Source organism: Chryseobacterium gambrini, assembly GCF_900156825.1.
GTDB classification, from domain to species: Bacteria; Bacteroidota; Bacteroidia; order Flavobacteriales; family Weeksellaceae; genus Chryseobacterium; species Chryseobacterium gambrini.
In genome coordinates this window covers 475,223-498,334 of sequence record NZ_FTOV01000002.1, presented here as the reverse complement: position 1 = coordinate 498,334, position 23,112 = coordinate 475,223, and the positions used below count along the sequence as shown (strand labels likewise).

At 36.3% G+C, this 23,112-nt stretch carries 25 protein-coding genes; 18 read left to right on the top strand and 7 right to left on the bottom strand.

Going from position 1 to position 23,112, the window contains the following annotated elements; translation table 11 throughout:
• Positions 1-9: 9 nt before the first annotated feature.
• The 3 genes from BW951_RS05835 to BW951_RS05825 all read left to right on the top strand — a co-directional run bounded on the left by BW951_RS05835 (position 10) and on the right by BW951_RS05825 (position 1,639).
• Positions 10-159 carry a DUF4295 family protein gene (locus tag BW951_RS05835; protein ID WP_065722020.1) on the top strand — a complete coding sequence of 50 codons (150 nt, stop codon included), beginning with the start codon at positions 10-12 and terminating at the stop codon, positions 157-159.
• A 193-nt stretch (positions 160-352) separates the two neighbouring features.
• Positions 353-1,306 (top strand): signal recognition particle-docking protein FtsY, encoded by a 954-nt coding sequence (gene ftsY, locus BW951_RS05830; protein ID WP_076390924.1) that lies wholly within the window; start codon positions 353-355, stop codon positions 1,304-1,306.
• A gap of 63 nt (positions 1,307-1,369) precedes the next feature.
• The gene (locus BW951_RS05825) at positions 1,370-1,639 is read left to right on the top strand and encodes a GlsB/YeaQ/YmgE family stress response membrane protein (protein ID WP_076390923.1); all 270 of its coding nucleotides are present in this window, start codon (positions 1,370-1,372) and stop codon (positions 1,637-1,639) included.
• Positions 1,640-1,717: 78 nt separating this feature from the next.
• On the opposite strand, the gene sppA is transcribed toward BW951_RS05825, so the two are convergent.
• Positions 1,718-3,475 carry a signal peptide peptidase SppA gene (sppA, locus tag BW951_RS05820; RefSeq protein WP_076390922.1) on the bottom strand — a complete coding sequence of 586 codons (1,758 nt, stop codon included), beginning with the start codon at positions 3,473-3,475 and terminating at the stop codon, positions 1,718-1,720.
• A 19-nt stretch (positions 3,476-3,494) separates the two neighbouring features.
• Here sppA and folK point away from each other — a divergent pair, with 19 nt between their 5' ends.
• The 5 genes from folK (at position 3,495) to fmt (ending at position 9,623) form a co-directional block, all read left to right on the top strand.
• Positions 3,495-3,914 carry a 2-amino-4-hydroxy-6-hydroxymethyldihydropteridine diphosphokinase gene (gene folK, locus BW951_RS05815; RefSeq protein WP_076390921.1) on the top strand — a complete coding sequence of 140 codons (420 nt, stop codon included), beginning with the start codon at positions 3,495-3,497 and terminating at the stop codon, positions 3,912-3,914.
• Between the two features lie 17 nt (positions 3,915-3,931).
• Positions 3,932-5,047, top strand: a complete 1,116-nt coding sequence (locus BW951_RS05810; RefSeq protein ID WP_076390920.1) for an outer membrane beta-barrel protein — start codon at positions 3,932-3,934, stop codon at positions 5,045-5,047.
• Between the two features lie 41 nt (positions 5,048-5,088).
• Positions 5,089-6,549 carry an OmpA family protein gene (locus BW951_RS05805; RefSeq protein ID WP_076390919.1) on the top strand — a complete coding sequence of 487 codons (1,461 nt, stop codon included), beginning with the start codon at positions 5,089-5,091 and terminating at the stop codon, positions 6,547-6,549.
• A 79-nt stretch (positions 6,550-6,628) separates the two neighbouring features.
• Complete coding sequence (locus tag BW951_RS05800; RefSeq protein WP_076390918.1) at positions 6,629-8,530, top strand: RecQ family ATP-dependent DNA helicase; 1,902 nt, start codon at positions 6,629-6,631, stop codon at positions 8,528-8,530.
• A gap of 145 nt (positions 8,531-8,675) precedes the next feature.
• Positions 8,676-9,623 (top strand): methionyl-tRNA formyltransferase, encoded by a 948-nt coding sequence (fmt, locus tag BW951_RS05795; protein WP_076390917.1) that lies wholly within the window; start codon positions 8,676-8,678, stop codon positions 9,621-9,623.
• A 120-nt stretch (positions 9,624-9,743) separates the two neighbouring features.
• Here the strand turns inward: fmt and ribB are convergent, their stop codons facing one another.
• Complete coding sequence (ribB, locus tag BW951_RS05790; RefSeq protein WP_076390916.1) at positions 9,744-10,865, bottom strand: 3,4-dihydroxy-2-butanone-4-phosphate synthase; 1,122 nt, start codon at positions 10,863-10,865, stop codon at positions 9,744-9,746.
• A gap of 122 nt (positions 10,866-10,987) precedes the next feature.
• On the bottom strand, positions 10,988-11,356 hold the full coding sequence (locus BW951_RS05785) for a winged helix-turn-helix transcriptional regulator (RefSeq protein ID WP_076390915.1): 369 nt from the start codon (positions 11,354-11,356) through the stop codon (positions 10,988-10,990).
• A 124-nt stretch (positions 11,357-11,480) separates the two neighbouring features.
• On the opposite strand from BW951_RS05785, the gene BW951_RS05780 reads away from it, so the two are divergent.
• On the top strand, positions 11,481-12,275 hold the full coding sequence (locus BW951_RS05780) for an SDR family oxidoreductase (RefSeq protein WP_076390914.1): 795 nt from the start codon (positions 11,481-11,483) through the stop codon (positions 12,273-12,275).
• A gap of 26 nt (positions 12,276-12,301) precedes the next feature.
• The gene (locus BW951_RS05775) at positions 12,302-12,616 is read left to right on the top strand and encodes a hypothetical protein (RefSeq protein WP_076390913.1); all 315 of its coding nucleotides are present in this window, start codon (positions 12,302-12,304) and stop codon (positions 12,614-12,616) included.
• Between the two features lie 151 nt (positions 12,617-12,767).
• Here the strand turns inward: BW951_RS05775 and BW951_RS05770 are convergent, their stop codons facing one another.
• Positions 12,768-13,778 carry an LLM class flavin-dependent oxidoreductase gene (locus tag BW951_RS05770; RefSeq protein WP_076390912.1) on the bottom strand — a complete coding sequence of 337 codons (1,011 nt, stop codon included), beginning with the start codon at positions 13,776-13,778 and terminating at the stop codon, positions 12,768-12,770.
• A 234-nt stretch (positions 13,779-14,012) separates the two neighbouring features.
• Between BW951_RS05770 and BW951_RS05765 the strand changes: the two genes are divergently transcribed.
• Genes BW951_RS05765 through BW951_RS05745 form a run of 5 tightly spaced genes read left to right on the top strand, consistent with a single transcriptional unit; the run spans position 14,013 to position 17,038 of the window.
• Positions 14,013-14,519: a hypothetical protein gene (locus BW951_RS05765; protein WP_076390911.1), complete on the top strand. Its 507-nt coding sequence runs from the start codon at positions 14,013-14,015 to the stop codon at positions 14,517-14,519.
• Between the two features lie 16 nt (positions 14,520-14,535).
• Entirely contained in the window at positions 14,536-14,991 is a 456-nt protein-coding gene (locus BW951_RS05760) for a hypothetical protein (protein WP_076390910.1), read from the top strand.
• On the top strand, positions 14,988-15,680 hold the full coding sequence (locus BW951_RS05755; protein ID WP_076390909.1) for an endonuclease/exonuclease/phosphatase family protein: 693 nt from the start codon (positions 14,988-14,990) through the stop codon (positions 15,678-15,680). Before BW951_RS05760 ends, BW951_RS05755 begins: the two co-directional genes overlap by 4 nt.
• A gap of 60 nt (positions 15,681-15,740) precedes the next feature.
• Positions 15,741-16,541 (top strand): hypothetical protein, encoded by an 801-nt coding sequence (locus tag BW951_RS05750; RefSeq protein ID WP_139326108.1) that lies wholly within the window; start codon positions 15,741-15,743, stop codon positions 16,539-16,541.
• A 59-nt stretch (positions 16,542-16,600) separates the two neighbouring features.
• Positions 16,601-17,038 (top strand): hypothetical protein, encoded by a 438-nt coding sequence (locus BW951_RS05745; protein WP_076390907.1) that lies wholly within the window; start codon positions 16,601-16,603, stop codon positions 17,036-17,038.
• Positions 17,039-17,095: 57 nt separating this feature from the next.
• On the opposite strand, the gene BW951_RS05740 is transcribed toward BW951_RS05745, so the two are convergent.
• Complete coding sequence (locus BW951_RS05740; protein ID WP_076390906.1) at positions 17,096-17,467, bottom strand: hypothetical protein; 372 nt, start codon at positions 17,465-17,467, stop codon at positions 17,096-17,098.
• Between the two features lie 130 nt (positions 17,468-17,597).
• Positions 17,598-19,724 carry a helix-turn-helix domain-containing protein gene (locus BW951_RS05735; RefSeq protein WP_076390905.1) on the bottom strand — a complete coding sequence of 709 codons (2,127 nt, stop codon included), beginning with the start codon at positions 19,722-19,724 and terminating at the stop codon, positions 17,598-17,600.
• An 82-nt stretch (positions 19,725-19,806) separates the two neighbouring features.
• Here BW951_RS05735 and BW951_RS05730 point away from each other — a divergent pair, with 82 nt between their 5' ends.
• Positions 19,807-20,247 carry a hypothetical protein gene (locus BW951_RS05730; RefSeq protein WP_076390904.1) on the top strand — a complete coding sequence of 147 codons (441 nt, stop codon included), beginning with the start codon at positions 19,807-19,809 and terminating at the stop codon, positions 20,245-20,247.
• A gap of 151 nt (positions 20,248-20,398) precedes the next feature.
• Here the strand turns inward: BW951_RS05730 and BW951_RS05725 are convergent, their stop codons facing one another.
• The gene (locus BW951_RS05725; RefSeq protein ID WP_076391009.1) at positions 20,399-20,935 is read right to left on the bottom strand and encodes a gamma carbonic anhydrase family protein; all 537 of its coding nucleotides are present in this window, start codon (positions 20,933-20,935) and stop codon (positions 20,399-20,401) included.
• A gap of 153 nt (positions 20,936-21,088) precedes the next feature.
• Between BW951_RS05725 and BW951_RS05720 the strand changes: the two genes are divergently transcribed.
• Entirely contained in the window at positions 21,089-21,967 is an 879-nt protein-coding gene (locus BW951_RS05720) for a NifU family protein (protein WP_076390903.1), read from the top strand.
• Positions 21,968-22,029: 62 nt separating this feature from the next.
• Positions 22,030-23,052, top strand: coding sequence for a ferrochelatase (gene hemH / locus BW951_RS05715; RefSeq protein ID WP_076390902.1), 1,023 nt, complete (start codon positions 22,030-22,032; stop codon positions 23,050-23,052).
• Positions 23,053-23,112 lie beyond the last annotated feature (60 nt).

The following is a 23,112-nucleotide window of genomic DNA, read 5'->3' as shown; positions in this document are numbered from 1 at the left end:
TAATTTACCATGGCAAAGAAAGTAGTAGCAACCCTACAAACCGGGTCTAAAAAAATGACCAAAGTTGTGAAAATGGTGAAGTCTTCTAAATCAGGAGCTTACGTTTTCGAAGAAAAAGTAATGAATGCAGACGAAGTTGATGGTTATTTGAAAAAATAATCTCCACTTTATTTACAATATAAAAAACTACTCATATTTTGGGTAGTTTTTTTGTTATCTTTGCTTTTAATCTAGCTGGAAGGTCAGAAGCCGGATGCTCGAAGTTCGCCATAAAACTTAAAAATCAGGTTTTAAACTTCAGGTCTCCATCTCCTTACTTCCATCATAAACATTAAATTCCATAATTCATAAGATGAGTTGGTTTAAAAATATTTTTAAAAAAGAAGAAAAAGAAACGTTAGATAAAGGATTGGAAAAATCCAGCCAGGGTTTCTTTGAAAAAATGACGAAAGCCGTAGTCGGCAAAAGCAAAGTAGATGATGAAGTTCTTGATGATCTTGAAGAAATCCTGATTGCTTCCGACGTTGGCGCATCTACCACCATCAAAATTATAGAAAGAATTGAAGAGCGCGTTGCAAGAGACAAATACGTCGGCGTAAACGAACTTGATAAAATCCTCCGTGAAGAAATTTCAGGTCTTCTGCTTGAAAATCCTCACGCCGGAACCGGAAACATCGATGCCTCCAAGAAACCTTACGTTATTATGGTTGTCGGCGTAAACGGGGTAGGAAAAACAACCACTATCGGAAAATTGGCGCACCAGTTTACAACGGAAGGAAAGAAAGTGGTTTTAGGCGCTGCAGACACCTTCAGAGCCGCTGCGGTGGATCAACTGGTAATCTGGAGTCAGAGAGTCGGAGTTCCTATCGTAAAGCAGGAGATGGGCTCAGATCCGGCTTCCGTTGCTTTTGATACGGTACAGAGTGCCGTTGCCCAAAATGCAGACGTGGTTATTATTGATACGGCAGGAAGACTTCACAACAAGATCAATTTAATGAATGAGCTTTCTAAAATCAAGAGAGTAATGCAGAAGGTTATTCCGGATGCGCCTCATGAGATTTTACTGGTTCTTGACGGTTCTACCGGACAGAATGCTTTTGAACAGGCAAAACAGTTTACAGCCGCTACGGAAGTTAATGCTTTAGCGGTAACCAAACTCGACGGAACTGCGAAAGGAGGAGTTGTGATCGGGATTTCAGACCAGTTCCAGATTCCTGTGAAATATATAGGTGTCGGAGAAAAGATGCAGGACCTGCAGTTGTTTAATGGTACGGAGTTTGTAGATTCATTTTTCAAAAAAAGATAACAGCTCATATTTTTTTATAAATTAGCTGTATCTATTAACACTAATTTTAAAAAAATAATTATTATGTTCACATTTATTCTTTGGATTATTTTCGGACTGGTTGTAGGTGCTTTGGCTAAAATGATAATGCCTGGCAAACAAAATATGGGTTGGCTAATGACCTGTATTTTAGGAATCATCGGAGCTTTTGTCGGCGGGTTTATTGCCAATGCTATATTTGGCGGCGGCGGAGCAAGCGATGAAAGAATGTTTCACTTTTGGCCCATTATTTTTTCAGTGGGAGGCGCTTTAATCGTTCTGTGGATTTACGGAATGCTTACGAAGAAAAGCTAAGTTTGATTAGCCATAAAAAATTAAAACGGCGGATTTGAAATTCAAATCCGCCGTTTCTTTGTACAATATATAATTTAGTTAGTTGATTTTAATCTGGTAAGGCATTTCCATTTTCACTTCAGACTGTAGTTTTCTTTCTTCCACGATCTGCTCTAAAAGCTCATAATTTGCTTTTCCAATTTTGTTTTTTACCACTCTTGCAGAGATATCCTCTTCATTAAGATCTTTAAAAATCTGCTCGAAAGGCGTCATGCTTTTAGGATAAGAAGAAACTCCGTAAGACTTTAAACCGGCTTTCTGAGCGGCAAATTTCACAGCATCATTCAATGTTCCCAATTCATCTACAAGACCGATTTGTTTGGCTCTGGTTCCGCTCCATACTCTTCCTCCACCTACACTGTCGATCTGTTCAAACGTCTGTTTTCTGTTCTGCGTTACAAAATGCACGAATCTTTTATAAGTACCTTCCACACTTCTGGTAATTAAGCTTACTCCGTAAGGCGTAACTCCGTTTAAAGAAGAATAATATTGAGAATTCGCATTGGTAGAAACAATATCGGAACGGATTCCGTTTTTATTCGCAATATCCTTGAAGTAAGGAATCACTCCGAAAACTCCGATAGAACCAGTAAGCGTGTTTGGCTCAGAATAAATTTTATCTGCCGCCATTGCGATGTAATATCCTCCTGAAGCGGCATAGTCACCAAAAGATACAATTAATGGTTTTTTCTTTTTCAACTGCTGAAGTTCAAATAAAATCTCATCTGAAGCATTTGCGCTTCCTCCCGGAGAATTAATTCTGAAAACAACCGCCTTTACCTTATCGTTATCCTGAAGTTCCTTGATGTATTTAATGTATTTTTCCGAATGGATATCATTATAATCGTCTCCTCCGTTAATGGAACCTGAAGCATACAAAACCGCTACTCTGTCTCCCGATTTTTCATCATCAGAATAAGAAGCAATGTATTTTCCTAAAGAAATTTTATTCAGCTTATCTTCTCCTGCTAAATTTAATTTCGATTTAATTAATTGATCGTATTCTGTTTTCTGAATTAATTTGTCCGCCAGTTTATACTTTAAACTTAAATCAGGAATCATTCCGTACAAACTGTCGACCACCGTTCTGAACTGAGCCGTATCCATCTTCCTGGAAACCGCCATTCTTGAAGAAGTGTTTTTCCAGATATCATTTAAAAGTGTGCTTAGCTGTTCTTTATTTTCCGGAGAAATATCGTTTCTTAAAAAAGGTTCAACCGCAGATTTAAATTTTCCGTGACGGATAACTTCAATCCCGATTCCGTATTTGTCGGCAAAATCTTTATAAAAAGCGACTTCTGTTGCCAAACCTTTAAGCTCGATCATTCCCGAAGGATTAAGATAATACTGATCTGCAACCGATCCTAAATAATAAGCTGCCTGAGAAACCGTATTTCCATAAGCATACACAAATTTTCCGCTCTTTTTAAAATCCTGAATAGCATTTCTGAGATCATCAATCTGTGTAATTCCTGCATTCAAGTAATCGGCTTCAATACTTATTCCTTTAATATTATCATCCGTTTTTGCTTTTTCGATGGCTTCAATGGCATCATAAATCAAAACATTTTTAGTCTGATCGCTAATATTAAAAAGCCCTTTCTGTTCCTCTGTAGGACTGTCTATTATATTGGTTTTTAAATTAATGGTAAGGACAGAATTTTTCTTTACAACCACAGATTTCTCACTTCCCATCGCGCTGAACACCAGCATAATGATGAAAAAGAAGAAAAACACAGCGCCTAAAATGACAATAGCCACTATATTTGCCAGTACATTTTTAAAAAAACTTTTCATAAATCAATCATTTTACGATATGTCGCAACATAAAGTCGTTTTGTTACTCGGAAGTAATCTTGGAGATCAAAAAAAAAATCTGGAAACAGCCATAGAAAAACTGCAAACCGGTGAAAATGAAATATTACAATTAAGTGAATTTTTAATATCTGACCCCGTAGAATTTGCCAGTTCTAATATTTTTTGTAATATTGCACTGATAATGTTTACTCGTCTTTCGCCGATTCAACTGCTTGATTTTGTTAAAAGTATTGAAAAAGAAATGGGAAGAGCTAACGATTCTAAAGCTTCAGGAGGATATTCTGATAGAGTAATAGACATAGATATCGTTACGTACAATGAATTAAAATTTGTCTCAGAAAGATTGGAAATCCCTCACAAAAAGCATCTTTTTGAAAGAGAATTTTCAAAAATATTATTAAGCAATTTTATCAAATAAAACATAAAACATATTGTATGAAATTAGGTTTATTATTATTGGCTACGTTGCCTATTGCTGCTTACGCACAAGATAGTATAGCTGTTACTTCAAATGATAGGTATCCCAATACATTTTCTTCAGGTTCTGCCAATGTTCAACCTTTCGACACAAAAGCTAAAAGATTCAACGACTGGTCTGTATCAGTAGGTGGAGGTGCAGCTTTTATGGTGCATTCTGATCTGAAGTCTATTACAGATAAAAAAATCAACTGGGGATACAATTCATATGTAAGTTTAGACAAACAGATTACCCATGTTGTAGGAATCAGCCTTATCTATCAGAGAGGGGAAACCAATCAGAGAGGACAGCTGGAAGGAGCTGCAGGTGTAGCTGCCGGAGTTGCAGAAGCAAAAACGAAATATAACCAGATTGCTTTAATGGGAGATGTAAACTTTTCTAACCTTTTAAGAAGAGTAGACAATCATTCTCCTTACAGATGGGCACTACATGGTTATGCAGGTGTTGGTTTAATGAATTTCAATACTTCTTTGTATGATAATAATGAATTCAGATGGAGCACTACTCCCGCAAGAATTCCTTTATTCATCAATCAAAAGTTAGACATCAACTCAATCTATTATCAGATTGGTGCAGGTTTGAAATATAAAGTTTCAAAACTTATCGACATAGAAGCAAGAACAATGTATATCATCAGTGGAGACGACGAATTCGACGGTGGCGGTAATGCAGGTCCTGCAGATTATGATGTTACTTCAAAAGTTTCAAAGTATAATATGCTTGATAAAAGAAGATCTGATAACGCATGGACGGTAAACCTGGGAGTTTCTTTCAAATTGGGAAAACACAATTCTCACCTTGCTTGGCATGATCCTTTACAGGAAGCTTATTACAGAACCAATGTTTTGGAAAACAAAAGCACAGAACTTGTAGTATGTGAAAAAGGTGATCTTGATAACGACGGTGTTTGCGACGATTGGGACAGACAGCTTGATACTCCTGCAGGGGCAAGAGTAGACGGAGCCGGAGTTGCTTTAGATATGGATCTGGATGGCGTAATCGATTTATACGATAAGTGTGTAACGGTTCCGGGACCGGTTGAAAACCAAGGTTGTCCTACTACAACTAAATAACGATAACTAAATCATTTAATTAACTAAATAAAAAATACACTATGAAATTAAGTTTAGCAATTGTTGCATTAGCACTTACTGTTCCTACAGTTGCCTTTGCACAGGACTCAACTGCAGTAGTTTCAAACGGACAATATCCAAATACGTTTTCTTCGGGCTCTGCAAATGTTTCCCCGTTTACCAATAAATCTAAAAGATTTAACGATTGGGCAATCTCTTTCGGTGCTGGTGTACCATTAGTTCAATCTGCAGACTTAACATCTATAAAAAGCGGAAACGGTAAAAACCTTTTTGGTTATTCTGCATATGTAAGTATTGATAAAGCCATTACTCATGCTTTCGGTCTTAATTTACAATACGACAGAGGAGAAACAAGACAGGGATGGTTTAATACAAAAGATTCTGCGCCTTCTGACGCTTCAGCGTATCAACGTGTAGCTGCAAGAACGCAATATGATGCAATCTCATTATTAGGAGACATTAACTTCTCAAACCTATTCAGAAGAGTGGATAACCATTCTCCTTACAGATGGGCCTTACATGGATATGCAGGTATCGGAACTTTAGCCTACAGAGCTTATCAGAAAGATGATAAAGGACAAAGATTGGCAACGGAAATAAAGCCGTTCCAACTTGGATCTATGTTTGCTCAGGCAGGTGCCGGTGTGAAATTTAAAGTAAACAGAAGAATCGATATCGAAGGTAGAGTAATGTATGCCGTTACCGGTGATGATGAATTTGACGGTGGAGGAGACAAATACAGCACGATCAACCAACGTGAAGAGCAGGTTTCTGATAACTTCTTCAACGCTACTTTAGGGGTTTCTTTAAAACTTGGAAAACACGAATCTCATTTAATGTGGCACGATCCGCTTCAGGAGATCTATTATAAATTAGATGTTTTGGCTAATAAAAATCAGGATATCGAAGTTTGTAAAAAAGGAGATCTTGATAACGATGGTGTTTGCGACGATTGGGACAGACAGCTTGATACTCCTGCAGGTGCAAGAGTGGACGGTGCGGGTGTAGCTCTTGATACTGATCTTGACGGTGTAATCGATCTATATGATAAGTGTGTAACCGTTCCGGGACCGGTTGAAAACCAAGGTTGCCCTACAACAGCTCCTACTCCGGTTGGACCAGTTGATGAAAAAGAGACAAAATTAGATGGAATTGAATTTGATCTGAATTCAGACAGAATTTTACCTTCTAACACTCCAATTCTTAACAACGCTGTAAATTACATTAATTCTTCTAGTGGATCTTACACTGTAGTTGGAGCAACAGATACGAGAGCTTCTGATGCATACAACCAAAAACTTTCTGAAAGAAGAGCGAACAACGTAAAAGATTATTTAATTAAAAACGGAGTTCAGTCCGGTAAGCTTAACGCAGTAGGTAGAGGTGAAAAAGACCTTAAATATCCTGAATGCGACCCTGCTACTAAATGTCCAGAATGGAAAAACAGAGCAAACAGAAGAGTTTACTTCGAAGCTAAATAATAAAAATTTATTATTAAATATATAAAAGCCATGCATTGCGTGGCTTTTTTTGTCAGAATACTTTTATTACTTTTATCCTATGATTTCTCAGCAAGATTTTCAAGAGCTAAAATTTAAAACCCTGAAACATTTTTGGGGATATGATGGTTTTCGTGATTCTCAGGAAGCGATTATCGATTCTGTTATAAACGAAAAAGATACTCTTGTCCTGTTGCCAACCGGAGCCGGAAAATCTCTTTGTTATCAGCTTCCTGCTTTATTAAAAGAAGGAACCTGTCTGGTTATTTCCCCTTTACTCGCCTTGATGAAAGATCAGGTAAACCAATTGAAATCAAGAGGAATTGAAGCAGAATATCTTTCTTCGGAACTGGATGAGTATGATGCAGAAAATATCTATGACCGATGCAAAGAAGGACTAACAAAAATGCTGTATGTCTCTCCTGAACGAATCACCAACAAGCAGTTTCTCCAGAATATTGAAGAAATTGAGCTGTCTTTCATCGCGGTCGATGAAGCGCACTGTATCTCAGAATGGGGACAGGATTTCCGCCCGAGTTATCAGAATATCAAAGAATTCAGAAAAAATAATCCTAAAATTCCATGTCTGGCTTTAACGGCAACCGCTACGCCAAAAGTTTTGGAGGAAATAAAATTAAAACTGGAATTAAAAAATCCGCAGGTTTTTCAGAAAAGTTTTAAAAGAGACAACATCAAAATTTTCATGGAAGAAGTTTCGGATAAATTTCAGAAAGTATATGATATTTTAAAATTCTCGAATGAAGCAGGAATTGTTTATGTGAGAACAAGAAAAGAAGCCGAACTCCTCAGTGAATTTCTGAAAAAAAATCAGCTTAAAAATGTAGATTATTTTCACGCTGGTTTATCCACGAAAGAAAAAAATACGAAACAGGAAGTATGGAACAGAAGCAATAATCATGTCTTAATTTCCACCAATGCATTTGGGATGGGAATTGATAAAGATAATGTACGCTTTGTACTTCACTACTCTCCTGCTCCTTCCATTGAAAATTATTATCAGGAAATCGGGCGTTCCGGAAGAGACGGAAAAGAAAGTTTCGCATTTTTGCTTTGGAATAAGCAGGAAATTTTAAACTTTGACCAAATTTTAAAAAACCAGATTCCCAATAAAGCCGAGTTTTTAAAGATCGTTACTTACCTCTACTCTATTTTTCAGGTTGCCGAATTTGAGCTTCCGGAAAAAGTTTTTCAACTGAATATCAATGGAATTTATAATTTCACGAAACTTTCGAATGCGAAGATCAGAAATGTTCTCAATTTTCTTCACAATCAGGAAATAATTTATTTCAACGAACATAAAAGTCTTTCATCGCTTCAGTTATTGATGGAAGCCCATGAAATTGATCAGTTGCCCAGAAAAGATGCCTATTTTTTAGAACTGATGCTCCGTACCATTTCCGGGATTACTACTCATAAAGTGATGTTTAGCGAACAGCAGGTAAGTGGAAAAATAGGATCCAGTGTGGAATTGATCAAAGAAAGATTAAAAGAACTTCAACAAAAAGGCTATGTGGAATATATTGACGGTGCTTTATCGAGCATTAAATTTTTAAAACCAAGAGACGAAAGATTAAACGGATCCATTTACTGGAAACTTTTTGAACATATTCAGAAAAATAAAATCCAGAAGTGGGAAGAAATGAAATTTTACATCGAAGATGATAAATACTGTAAAATGAAGCTCATTTTGAACTATTTTGGTGAAAAAAATGCTAAAAACTGCGGGCAATGTTCGGTATGTGAACGAAACAAACAGTCGATTTTCGGGAAAAACATTTCCCAGCAGATCCTCAATTTGCTGAGTAAAAGACCGGCAACGATTGAGGAACTCTCTATTCAGCTCAGCTATCATTCCAAAGAGAATATTCTGGAAAATTTAATTTTTCTGCTGGATACCGGAAAAGTAAAAATGCTGAACTTCAGAACGTATGCTTTGGCGTAAGATCTTTTCTCATCTCTTAAAAATAATGGAATTGGCATTTTAACTGAGATACTTCGTTGAGTTCAGTATAACATTTTTCTGATACCAACTCTCAATTTTAAAACCAAATCTTTCAATCCTTCATCAAAGACCTTATCTTTGCAGTATGAAATCATTGAAAGTTGTATTTTTAGGAACTCCGGAGTTTGCCAAAGCATCTCTGGAAGCGATTCATCGTTCTCATCATGAAGTTGTAGGTGTCGTAACGGTTGCGGATAAAGCGAGCGGACGCGGACAGAAAATCAATCAGTCTCCGGTAAAAGTTTTTGCCGTAGAAAATAATCTTCCTGTTTTTCAGCCTGAAAAACTGAGAAATCCCGAATTTTTAGAGGAATTAAGAAAACTGGAAGCCGATGTTTTTGTGGTGGTCGCTTTCAGAATGATGCCGAAAGTTTTATTTGAAATGCCTAAAATGGGAACATTCAATCTTCATGCTTCCTTACTTCCCGATTACAGAGGAGCAGCGCCGATCAATTACGCAATTATCAATGGAGAAGAAAAATCCGGAGCTACAACGTTTTTTATCAACGAAAAAATAGACGAAGGAAATATTTTATTACAGGAAGAACTTCCCATTTTACCGGATGAAAACGCAGGAAGCTTTCACGACAGACTCATGGAAATGGGCTCTGAACTTGTGGTAAAAACGTTAAACGGATTGGCAGAAAACTCAATCACCGAAAAACCGCAGCCGGAAGTTGAGCATCCGAAAAATGCGTTTAAAATTTTTAAAGAAGATACAAGAATCGACTGGACGAAAAATTCGAAAGAAATTCATCAGTTTATTTTGGGAATGTCTCCTTATCCTGCGGCATTCACCACTTTAAAAATAGGCGAAGAAGAAAAAGGACTTAAAATTTTCGGTGGAAAATTTGAAATTTCAAATCACGGAAAAACTGCCGGAAGTCTGGAAATTTCTAAAAATGAATTTAAAATCTACACCCAAGACGGAGAATATTTTCCATCAGAATTACAACTTGAAGGAAAAAAAAGAATGAATATCAAAGATTTTCTGAACGGTTTCAGAAATTTCGACGAAATAAAAATGGCTTGATTTCTCAAGCCATTTTTATTTCGTCGAAGTGAATTGTCAACAGTGAATTCATTTCATTATCAATTTTAACATTGTAAAAATTCACTTGCAGAGCAAAATTGACCATTCACAATTCACATTTTATAGTTGCACCATTTCCGTTACCTCAACGTCATATCCGCCAACCTGCGGTTTTACATTAGGATTCTGGGTGATTACTTTAAATTTATTAATTCCCAGATTTTTCAGAATCTGAGTTCCGATTCCGTAATCTCTGTAGTTGAATGCCAAAGTCGGATGTTGCTGTTGTCCGTCCTGATAATTCAGGAATTGCTGAAGCTTTCTTAATGTATTTTCAGAGCTTGAAACATTATTAATGAAAACAATGGCTCCTTTTCCAGCTTCGTTAACCATTGAGGTTACTTTTTCCAACTGAGGTTTTTCGCCGTTATTCAATCTCGTTAACACATCAAAATAAGAATCTGATGACTGAACTCTTACCAAAACAGGCTCATCAACCGTCCAGGAACCTTTGGTTAAAGCAAAATGGATCTGATCGTTGGATGTTTCTCTGAAAGCGAAGAAATCGTAATCTCCGTAAGCCGTTTTTACTTTTCTTTCTTCAATTCTCTCAATAAGATTTCCTTTTTTAAGCTGATAATGAATTAGATCTTCAATGGAAACAATTTTCATATCGTGTTTCTGTGCAAAAGCATAAAGCTCCGGCAAACGCGACATCGAACCGTCTTCATTCATGATTTCACAGATTACGCCTCCTTCTTTTAAACCGGCAAGACAAGTTAAATCGATTGCCGCTTCTGTGTGTCCTGCTCTTTTCAGAACACCTCCTTTTTTTGCTCTTAAAGGGAAAATATGACCAGGACGCATGAAATCTGTCGGTTTAGATTTTTCATCCATCAAAGCCAGAATGGTTTTCGCTCTGTCGCTTGCAGAAATTCCTGTGGAAGTTCCGTTTCCTAAAAGGTCTACAGAAACGGTGAAAGCTGTTTCTTTCGGATCGCTGCTTCGGCTTACCATTACTTCAAGACCAAGCTCATCACATCTTTTTTCGGGAAGCGGCATACAGATAAGCCCTCTTCCGTGAAGCGCCATAAAGTTGATAATTTCCGGTGTTGTAAGTTCTGCTGCACAAAGAAAATCGCCTTCGTTTTCTCTGTCTTCATCATCCACTACTATGATTATTTTACCATTTTTAAGGTCTTCTATCGCCTCTGGAATAGTATTTAACTTAATATCAGACATTTTTACTTTTTAAATTTGTGCAAAGATACTCATAAAAATAAGCATCGCCAATAATATAAACTCTTTATTATCTGCCGAACACAGAGTTGTAAATATTTCCGGATTTAAGTTTAAAAAACACACTATTTATTTTCGGAGTTCAAACGCTTTAAAATAACTGATCGTAAATGCTCTTCATTCCTGTCTCCCCAATTTCCCAATGCAGAAATTACAGGAATCAGCGTTTTTCCCAGTTCAGTAAGGCTGTATTCTACTTTGGGCGGTACAACAGGATAAATTTTTCTGGTAATTAATTCGTGCTCTTCGAGTTCTTTTAACTGAATATTCAACACCCTTCTTGTTGCATCGGGTATTTTGCGCTGCAGTTCACTGGGACGCAAATGACCTTCATTAATGAACCACAGCAAACGGATTTTCCATTTGCCGTACAATACTTCGCCAATAAGATCCAAACCACAATTCAGATTGGGTAAAATTTTTCTCTCATACATTACACAAAGTTAAGCCTATGTTCCAAAATGAACAATAGGGGAAAAATTTATCCCTATGTGAATCGTAATTCCGTACTTGTAAGGACTGTACATAAGTCTGAACTTTGTCCTAAAGATTTTAGCAATGAAACAGGATTTTAATTTCAATAACGAATTATCAGGTAAAACGGCCTTGGTAACAGGAGGAACAAAAGGAGCCGGAAAAGCGATTGCAGAACGGCTTTCAAACGCAGGTGCAAAAGTAATTATCACAGCAAGAAACCCACCGGAAATCTCTGATGACAACCACTATTTCATTTCAGCAGATTTAAGTACAGCAACAGGAACCGAAAAAGTGGTGGAAGAAGTTTTAGCAACATTTGGAAGGCTGGATATTCTGGTTAACAATCTGGGTGGTTCCGAAACAAAAGCCGGTGGTTTTGCGGTTCTGAACGATGAAGACTGGGAACTGTCTATTCAAACCAATTTATTGGCTCCCGTCCGTTTAGACAGAGGATTTCTACCGAAAATGCTTGAGCAAAAAAGTGGTGTGATCATTCATATTGCTTCCATACAGGGCAGATTGCCGCTTTACGAGTCTACTTTGCCTTATGCGGCGGCAAAAGCAGGATTAATTAATTACAGCAAAAGTTTATCCAATGAAGTTGCGGCAAAAGGAGTAAGGGTTCTGACCGTTTCACCAGGCTGGATCATGACTAGCGCTTCCGAAAAAATGATGGAACGTATTGCAGAAAGCTCTAACATTACAAAAGAACAGGCAACACAAAGTGTAATGGACGCATTGGGCGGGATACCTTTTGGCAGACCTGCACAACCCGAAGAAATTGCCGAACTGGTTGGGTTCTTAGTTTCACCAAGAGCAGGGTATCTTACAGGAACTGAATTCGTAATTGATGGCGGAACCATTCCTACTATTTAATATAATCATCATAAAAAATAAAAAAAATGAATTTACCAAAAGTAATCACCGATTTAGTAAAAGCACAGGACAATTTTGACAGTATAGCTTATACCAACTGCTTTACCGAAACAGCCGTCGTTTTTGACGAAGGAAAAACATATCACGGGAAAATAGAGATCGAAAACTGGATAGATAAAGCCAACAAAGAATTTCAAGCAACTATGAAACCTTTAGACTATTCAGAAACCAAACAGGAACTGAAAGCCGAAGTCTCGGGCAATTTTCCGGGAAGTCCGATTGTTTTGACTTACCATTACGAGTTTGAGAACGGATTGATTCAATCGCTGAAAATCGTATAAAAGCTACAATAATAAGCTCTTACATAAAACCAAGAGATTGAAAAGATCATCCGTAAGGAATTCAAGAAAAACGATAAAAAAAGTCCGTTCTCATACACTCTGAGACGGACTCTTTTTTATTTTCTGTTAACCTATTGAAGAAGTTTTTATGCTAGTTCGCTTCGACCAATAGAGAATTTTTAGCTTTTCTGAAAATGCTGTACGATTCCAGTCTTTTCTGATGATCGTAAATGTGAGAATTAATCATCAGTTCATCCACATTAAATTTTTCCTGAAAACTTTTCAGCTTTTCTTCGATTTCACTCTGATTTCCGATAAAAGTATATCTCAGTTTCTGCAAAACCATAGATTTTTCCATGGGCGACCAGATGTCATCCATATCGTCAATCGGCGGTGCAAAAGGTTTTCTGTCGTTTCGTATAATATTAATAAAAGCCTGAAACAATGTTGTGGACATTTTATGAGCTTCTTCAGAAGTTTCTGCTGCAACTCCGTTTACACAGGCAATGATGTAAGGTTTGTCTAAGTATTTTGACGGTTCAAAGTGTTCTCTGTAAATATTGAAAGCCATTTCCATCTGCTCCGGCGCAAAATGCCCCGCAAAAGCATAAGGAAGTCCCAATTCTGCTGCCAAAAAAGCACTGTCTGTACTCGAACCTAAAATATACATCGGAATATCCAGTCCTTCTCCCGGAATTGCACGAACCAAAGCATCACGGTTTTCTTCGGAAAAATATTTCTGTAATTCTAAAATCTGTCTTGGAAACTGCTGATTGATCATTGCAGGATTTCTTCCTAAAGCCTGAGCGGTTAAACCATCCGTTCCCGGTGCTCTTCCCAAACCAAGATCAATTCTTCCGGGAAATAGGGATTCAAGGGTTCCGAACTGTTCGGCAATCACTAATGAACTGTGGTTCGGAAGCATAATTCCTCCGGAACCAACTCTTATTTTTTTTGTTCCGTTGGCGATAAAACCAATCAGAACGGAAGTTGCAGAACTGGCAATGCTTTCCATATTGTGGTGTTCGGCAAGCCAGAATCTTTTATAATCTAAATTTTCAGCATGGCTGGCTAAAGATAAGCTGTCCTGAAAAGTATCATGAACAGTTTTTCCCTGCTTTACAGGGGCAAGATCCAATACTGATATTTCAAAATTTTTCATATCGGGATATTCTGTTTAGACAAAAGCATTTCATAAACTTTTGTCGGTTTCATTATTTTAAATTTTTACACAACAAAGATAAGACTAATAAACTGCATTAGTTACTTTTTGTAATCGATAGGATTAATGGTGAGGTTCAGGGAAAAACTATGGGAAATCAGGCTAATATTAAATCGCTTTTTTGAATAATCACTTTTTGTATATTTGGTATTGATTTCAATTCAAAATTTAACCATGAAAAAACTCTTATTTCTTATTATCATTTTAATTTTTACAGGAAAAATATTTTCTCAAAAAAAACTGAATATTCCTACTACATTTCCAACCGAATATGGAATATTTACTTTTCCTTTAGGTTCAAAAATTATTTTAGAACTGAAAGAAAAGGGCAATAAATATGAATACCGCGTTTTGAGCATGGAACCTTATAAAGAATATTATCCTTTAAGTAAGGAGAAGAATATTTTCTCAAAAGATATTAAAGAAAATACGATTGAAGTTTTTTTCACAGGAGCTTACTATAACGAAGGGAAGGAAGATAAAGACTGGAAATCTCTTTTATCTTTAAAAAGCAATGTAAAAACATCTTTAATCTATAAAGCAGATATAAAATATTATTTCAAGGATGAATTTGAAAACACCTCTATTTCAGGAGTTTTTCCCAAGGCGAAAATGAATGAAATATGGGGTCATAAAATTGATTTCATTACTTTATATGACTTTGAGAAATTAAAAAGATAAGATCAATAATTGAAACATGAAATCAAAAATAAGATATATCGAAAACAAATCTTCCGGTCATCACGGATCTGCGTGGATTGGTTTGGTTGAATTTTCAAAATCCGGACAAACGGTATATTTCAATAATAAGGCTCTTAAAAAACTTAAAATTCCCGGCATTTCGGGAAATCATTTTGATATTGAAACAGGCGAAGAATATTGGGTTTCCGGAGTAAAGAAAAATGGACAGGACAGACATCAATTTGGCGGCGGAAAGATTATGATCGACAGAAAATCTGTTCCTGAATATTTAAAACTCGTTGATTTTACTGTTTTAGATGAAAACACATTTACGGTGATTGATTTTGCAAAAACCGATAAGCAAAGATTTAATGAAATAGAAAATGAAGAAATATCTTTCAAAGATACAAGTCGTCATGCAAGTTATTATGACAACAATCAACGGAAATTAATTTTAAACAGAGACTATTGAAAATTGCAACCCTCAACATCGATTGGGCAAGAAAAAAGAAATTTTCAGGAACCGCGGAATTTCTTAATCAGTTTGATTTCGATTTCCTTATTCTCACGGAAGCCGTCAATCTTGATCTTCAAAATTTCCCGTATAAATATCTCTGTTCGTCAATTCCTGAGAACACCGTTTATGAAAATCTTAATTATTCAGAATATTTAAATGGAGAAAAAGCTTTCCGGACAGTTTTATACTCTAAAATTCCCTATTCGAAAAAATATGCTGTGGCGGATGATAAAACCAATCTCGCTTTGGAATTCGAAACAGAATTGGGAAAAATTGTTTTCTATTGTACGATTATCGGAACTTGGTTTAACCGAAAACCTTTTGTGGATACCGAATTGCAGAATACCATCCACGACTGTCGAAAAATTTATGCAGAGAACAAAAATATTTTTATCGTTGGGGATTTTAATACATCATTCAGAAAAGGTGAAGAACGATTTTCAATCAGTTCCAGCATAACAGAAACTTTAAAAAGTCTATTTAAAGAATTAAACTTAATCAATTCTACCTCAGAAATTGAAGAAAATATTGATCATATTTTGATTCCGAAAGGTTTTTCAGACGATACAGAATACGGAATTTTTGTGGATAAAAATGTGGTGAGTGATCATAAAGGCGTTTTTATTTCGGTTGAAAAATTTTAATTCTCTACTATTTAATATATACCTTTTATGTTATATCTTTATTATTCTAAAAACTAAACGGTGAAAAAGAAAAGTGTAATCTTACTGCTTTTATTCATGATAAGCTGTGAAAAAAACAAAATTGTAAAAGAAACAACTGAAAACAGAGATTCACTGACTACAAACACAAATATTTTTTCAAAGATTGCTGAAGATAAACAGAAAAAATATGAAAGTCAAAAAATAAAAAATTTAAATTCAAAATATTATACAAAGTTCGATACTGTACTGATAAATAATGAAAATGATTTTTCATTAAAACTCAGCAAGCAGGATTTCAACAAAATAGTCGATAATCACCCTGAATTTTTCGATGAATTAATCCAAAGTCCAGATATTACTTACCGAAATTTCGGTGCTGATTTTAGCAGTGAAGCCGGACAAGATCAATACTATAATCTGTATGCTTATTTTCTGGCACAAGAGAACGGAGTAGAAAAGAATGCCCGACATCGCAAAAAATTAATAAGAATTTACTCTGCTATCAATTCGATATTTGCTTATCTCGCGAATGGCGGAACTTTTTTCGGGCATCAGCAATCCCGCCTTGTTGCAGATGCTGAATATGCTGTCTATCTTCATTCTGAATCAGATAACAATCAATCCAAAGATGAATATGATGTTTCAAAACAAAAGAAGCTTTACATACAGTCTCTGAGACAAATGATCGACGACGAAGTTAAAATTGACAAAGAATCCACAGAGCAGGAAAAAAAGGAGCGAATTCAGAAGTTAAATGAATTTGTTAACGAAGCTGACCTCTTAATTACAAATCTATTTTATCTTCGATGTGCACAGCATTTTCAATATCATTACTATTAAATTTTCAAAAAATTAAACATAAGAAAATCACATATAACGATTAAAAAAAATAATTTAAAATGAAAAGTATTTATCTACTTCTTTTATCCTTTCTGTTACTAAGCTGTAACTTCAACCAGTTCTACAAAGACCGGGAATCCGACAAAGCCGATGGTGAAAAAGTGCCGCAGAAGTTCTATTGGGAAATCCGATACGGTGGAAATCAGGACGACATTTATAAGCTGTTTGGAGAAAAATTTTTCAGTGTAACGAGTAAAGAAAAACTTATAGAACTTTTAAATGTAACAGGGCAAATAGGTCCGGTTGAGGAGTATAATCTTTCTCACTGGGAAACACTGGTTGTAAAAGGCAGCAATCCCAAAAGTGAATATCTTTTTGTTTACGATGTGAAAAGAGGTACTGAAAAAACACAGGAAACCTTCACTCTGGAAAAAGATGAAAACGGCGATATCAAAATTGTAGGCTATCGTGTAAATCAGGATATGCTGAATAAATAAAAAACGGTCAGTAATTTTATCAATTGCTGACCGTTTTTAGTTCTTCTCAGAAAACTTTTATTTTTCTTCGGTATACCGTTTAAATACCTGTTTTTCTTTACCTTCCATTTTATTCTGAATCACCAAAACATCTTTAGTCAGTTCCTGAATTTCAAATGTTTTTTCTTTTCCCAGTAACGTAATTTTCAGATTTCCTTTGGCTTTTTCAATTTTATAAGGACCAGTCATTCCGCCAATCATTCCGTTGGAAGCCTGATCGATCATTTCAAGACTTGCCGTACTGTCTTTTTTAAAGGTGAATATTCCGGTGGAATTGCTGTTCGCAATGGATTTCTGCGACCATGAACCAATGAGGAGATCGTAATTGAATTTAGAATCGTGATCTGCATTCAGCAAGAATGCAAACAAAAAAGTAAATAGATATTTCATTGTGATGAGGATTTAACACCTAAAAATACAAAAATTCATCAGGAATTTATTCTTCCAAAAAAAAATTATGATAAAAAAACCTCACAGGTTTTAAAAACCTGTGAGGTTGTGATTTATACATCAGCAATATTTATTGATTCTTCTCCTTCAGATAATTAAAATGATTGATCAGAATCCTGATTTCATTAAATTCAAAATCACTCGGGAGAACATTTTTCCACTCCGTTAAAGTTTCTTTGGGATCTTTGTAGAAAATATCTTCAAAGGCTTTTATTTTATCTGAAGTGACCACTCTTGAAATATCGAGCAATCCCTGTTCTGCAAATTTCGCGAGATGACCAATCACGGTTTCTTTCACCAAACCTCTTTCCAGAGCGATTTCCCCGATGGTTTTTCCCTGCTCAAACAACTGGAACGTGAGAACCTGAGACGGAACTTTTGCGACTTTCATAGTCACTTCCTTGTTGTTGATTTCATCCAGAAGCTTGGTTTCCAGCAAGTGAATTTCCTTTAAACTGTTTAAATATTCTTCAATATCTTCCAGCCAAACCCGGAAATCTTCGTTATACTGTTTCAGACCTTTTGTTCCTTTAATTTCAGCATAAAAATCTTTCAGCGGACTGAAAACCTTATCTCTGATTTCAGTAAAAAAGAAATTCACCGCACCTTTGGTTTTGCTTTCAATTTCAGACCATTCTTCTTTCTGCTCAATGAAATTATTCACCTTTTGGGAAATAACCCTTTCCAGTTTTTCGAATATCTTGCCGAGATTAACGATTTCAGGTTTTAACTGGTTATACAATTGCTTTGTTTTAAGATGATCCAGACTTTTCGTTACGATTGAAAGATTGTTCCAGTCTTCAATTTCCTTTAAAAGCCATTGAGAATCGACTGCACGAAGCACTTTCCTGATGCTGTAATCGTATTTTTCGTTATTTAAAATCCCTTCTACCTGATCATTGGCAACTGTATCAGAATGAAAATGAAGGATTCTGTTGTCTTTGAAAATAACTTCAGGCGTAATTTTAGATTTCAGAACAATCCCTTCCAAAGTACGGCAACGCGATAAAGCAACATATACCTGTCCCGCTGTAAAGCTCTTTCCGGCATCAATAATCACACGGTCAAAGGTTAAACCCTGACTTTTATGAATGGTAACCGCCCAGGCAAGTTTTATCGGGAACTGTTCAAAGCTTCCCAAAACTTCCTCCTTGATGTTCTTATCGGTATCCAGAAAATATTTTTTCTGTTCCCAGACTTCACGCTTTACGGTAATTTCCCTTTCGCTTCCGTCGAGAATTACTTTAATTTCGTTTTCGTCCAAAGCAGAAATTTCACCCAGTTTTCCGTTGAAATATCTTTTTTCTCCGGAAATATCATTTCGGATAAACATGATCTGCGCTCCGATTTTCAGGTCTAAAAACTGTTCGTTCGGGAACTGGTTTTCTTTAAATTCACCGAAAAGTTTCGCTTCGTAGGTTTTGGACGTTACTTTTATTTCGTCGAGCTTTTCCTGATTGATATCGTCCGCCATTTTATTGTGCGAACAGAGATAAACATAAGGTTCATCCCCGGAATTAAAATCCGGATCATATCTTTCATTTAGCCTTTCAAAATCTATATTCGCAGTATCTCCGTCTCGGATCGCATTAAGAATGGCAAGAAAATCTTCATCCGACTGACGGTAAACTTTGGTTAACTCTATCGTAATCAACGGAATTTCCTTAATCGCATGACTATCAAAAAAGAAAGGCGAATTGTAGTACATTTTAAGAATATGCTCATCCCTCACAACCGGCGGAAGCTGATACAAATCCCCGATGAACAACATCTGAACCCCTCCAAAACGCTGATTATTTCTACGGATAAACCTCAGAGAAAAATCCATCATATCCAGGACATCGGATCGAAGCATGGAAACCTCATCAATAATAATCACCTCTACTTCCCGCAAAAGTTTAAGCTTATCTTTTCTGTATTTGAAATGAGGCATCAGGTCAGCAATATTATTTGCCAGACTGGTATCAATTCTTTCCGTAGTTGGTAAAAACGTTCTCAGCGGCAGCCCAAACATAGAATGAATGGTTACGCCACCTGCATTAATGGCTGCAATTCCTGTAGGAGCAACAACGATGTGTTTTTTTCGGGTACGTTTTACAAAATCGTTGAGGAAAGTCGTCTTTCCTGTTCCTGCTTTTCCCGTTAAAAATACGCTTCGGTTGGTATGTTCTATTAAGTCAAAAAAATGATTGTTCATCGCTGTCAAAATTACGGAAATGAAACTTAAAATCCTTATCTTGGCATAAGTTTTGAAAATTTTGAAACAGAAAAAAGTTATTATGCTAAAACCTCTTTCTTATATTTCTGCTGTCTTATTCAGTGTTTCGGTAGTATTTGTTTCCTGCGGAACCGCAAAAGAAGCAAATGCAAATCTTCCTCAGGATATCGCAGAAAGACCTGCCGATGAAAGCAGCCAGAAATACGATCAGGCACAGCTCGACAGAATTCGGGTTTCCATTGAATCTGAAGTTACGAAAGAAAAATGTACGGATGCAACTGAATGGGCTTTCGCTCCGATGGGCGCAAAATCCTGCGGCGGACCTCAACTGTACATTGCCTATCCTAAAAAAATGGAGAAAAGTATTCTAAGCAGAATTGATGATTATACTGAAAAAGTAAAAGCATTTAACCAGAAATACGGAATTATGTCTGACTGTATGATGGTGAATCCTCCTACTGCAATTAAATGTATAAAAGGTAAAGCCGAACTGATTTATTAAAAAACTATTATAAAATTCTATCAGGAATTTCACTAAGGATAAAAAAGCATTACTGAAGATTTCAGCAATGCTTTTTATTTTTATGAACTTAAATCTACTGTGAAAAATTTACTTGCGAAGCAAAATTCGCCATTCACCATTGAATTAAAGTTTATCCTTCAACGTTTTTCACGTTTTCTTTATACCATGAAGAATATTTCACGTAATTATCTGCTATTCTGTTCACTTCTCCTTCCAGAAGCTGCGAATTGATATCTTTAATTTTTCTTGCCGGAACACCGCCCCAAACTTCTCCTGATTTCACGTGGGTTCCCTGCGTTACCACAGAACCGGCACCAATGATTGAGTTTTCTTCCACAAGACAGTCGTCCATTACAATTGCTCCCATTCCGATAAGCACATTGTCTTTAATAGTACATCCGTGCACAATCGCATTATGACCTATAGATACATTGTTTCCGATATTCAGAGGATGTTTTTGGTACGTACAGTGTAACATTGCATTGTCCTGAACATTTACCTTGTTCCCCATTTTGATGTAGTGAACATCTCCTCTAATCACCGCATTGTACCAAATGCTGCAGTCTTTTCCCATCGTAACATCTCCGATAATGGTTGCTGTTTCTGCTAAAAATGTATTTTCTCCTATTTGTGGGGCTTTCCCTAAAAGTTCTTTTATAAGTGCCATATTTTTTATTTTGAAAATTTTATAATGCGCCAAGTTGAAAATGATCGATTGAAATCATAGATTGTAAATTACAGTGATAGCAAAAATCTAACTCCCAACTTCCGGCTTCTTAGTTCTAATTGCGTATTTTTGTATCTCAAATTTAAAGAAAAAATGCGTACGATACTTATAGAGCCAACCGAAAACCCGAAAGTGATGAAATTTGTAGCAGATTACAATCTCATTCCGGGATCTTTGGAGTTGGACAGAGATTCAGATATTTCAGAAATTCCTATTGCTCAGGAGCTTTTCAATTATCCGTTTGTGGAAAGAATTTTCATCACAGCAAATTTTGTGGCAGTTGCAAAACAGGATACGGTAGAATGGGAACACGTGGAAGAAAGCCTTAAAAATGTAATTGAGGATGAATTGCTTGCAAACCCGAGAATTTATCTTCAGAAGAAAAAAGAAATGTACCAGATCTATGCGGAAATGACTCCGAACCCGAATGTAATGAAATTTGTTTCGAACAAATTACTGCTTGAAGGTTTTGTAGAGGTAAAATCAAGAGACGCTGCGGAAGGTGTTCCTTTAGCTCAGGCAATTTTCAATGAATTTGATTTTGCGAAGGAAGTTTTTATCTCAGATAATTTTGTGGCAGTTACGAGAGATAATTCTGTAGAATGGCATCAGGTAATGATGACGGTTCGTGCGTTAATCGCAGAATACCTGCAAAACGGAGGCGAAATTTCAAATATTGAAGCCCAGAAGCATGAAAATCCGGTTGAAAAAATCATCAACAGAGAATATACAGACGACGAACAGAAAATTTCAGACATTTTAAATGAATACGTGGCTCCTGCAGTAGAAAACGACGGCGGAAAAATTTCTTTAATGGAATATGACAAAGAAAACAAAACCGCAAAAATGCTTTTACAGGGCGCCTGTTCCGGATGTCCAAGCTCAACAGCTACGCTAAAAGGCGGAATTGAAAATATTTTGAAACAGTTTGTTCCGGATTTAGTAGAAAAAGTAGAAGCTGTAAACGGATAAAAAACATAAGCAATCAGTAATATTTTAATTATTCGTTACCCATTGCTCATTATTTATATTTTATGAAAGGAATTTTATTAGTAAATCTTGGTTCGCCGAAATCTACGGCAGTAAATGATGTAAGAGAATATCTGGATGAATTCCTGATGGATGAAAAAGTGATCGACTACCGCTGGTTCTTCCGCGCGCTTCTGGTACAGGGAATTATCCTGAACACAAGACCGAAAAAATCTGCGGAAGCTTATAAAACGGTTTGGACGGACGAAGGTTCGCCGCTTATCGTGATCACAGAAAAAATTCAGAAGAAACTTCAGAAAGTAGTGGATGTTCCTGTGGAAATAGGGATGAGATATGCACAGCCGAGTATTGAAGCCGGAATTCAGAAACTGGTAGATCAGGGAGTTTCCGAGATTGTACTTTTCCCGCTGTATCCTCAGTATGCGATGAGCACAACAGAAACGGTGGTAGAAAAAGCAGAAGATGTAAGAAAACAGAAGTTTCCGAAGGTAAAGATCAATTATATTCAGCCTTTTTACGATCGTGATATTTACATCAACTGTTTAGCGGAAAGCATCAGAGAAAAACTTCCTGAAAATTTCGACGCTTTGCAGTTTTCTTATCACGGTGTTCCGGAAAGACATATTTATAAAACCGATCCTACGAAAACGTGTAATCTGAATGACTGCTGTTCCAGAGAAAGCAATCCGAGTCATACGTTTTGCTACCGTCACCAATGTTTTAAAACAACCAATCTGGTAATTGAAAAACTGAAACTTCCGAAGGAAAAAACCATTGTTTCTTTCCAGTCGAGATTAGGAAAAGACAAATGGATCGAACCTTACACCGATGAAACGCTTGAAACCATTCCTAAAAAAGGGGTAAAAAACCTAGCCATTGTCTGTCCGGCTTTCGTTTCAGATTGTCTGGAAACACTGGAAGAAATTTCCGTAGAAGGAAAGGAGCAGTTTTTACACGGTGGTGGAGAAAGTTTCCATTACATTCCGTGTCTTAATGATGAAGACCGATGGATTGAAGTGGTAAAAACACTTTGCGAGGAAAAACTTCATGAGTTTTATTTGGTATAGTACCTTTTAAATCTCAAGAACAATAAAGAAGACCACAGAAAAATTTCTGTGGTCTTGCTT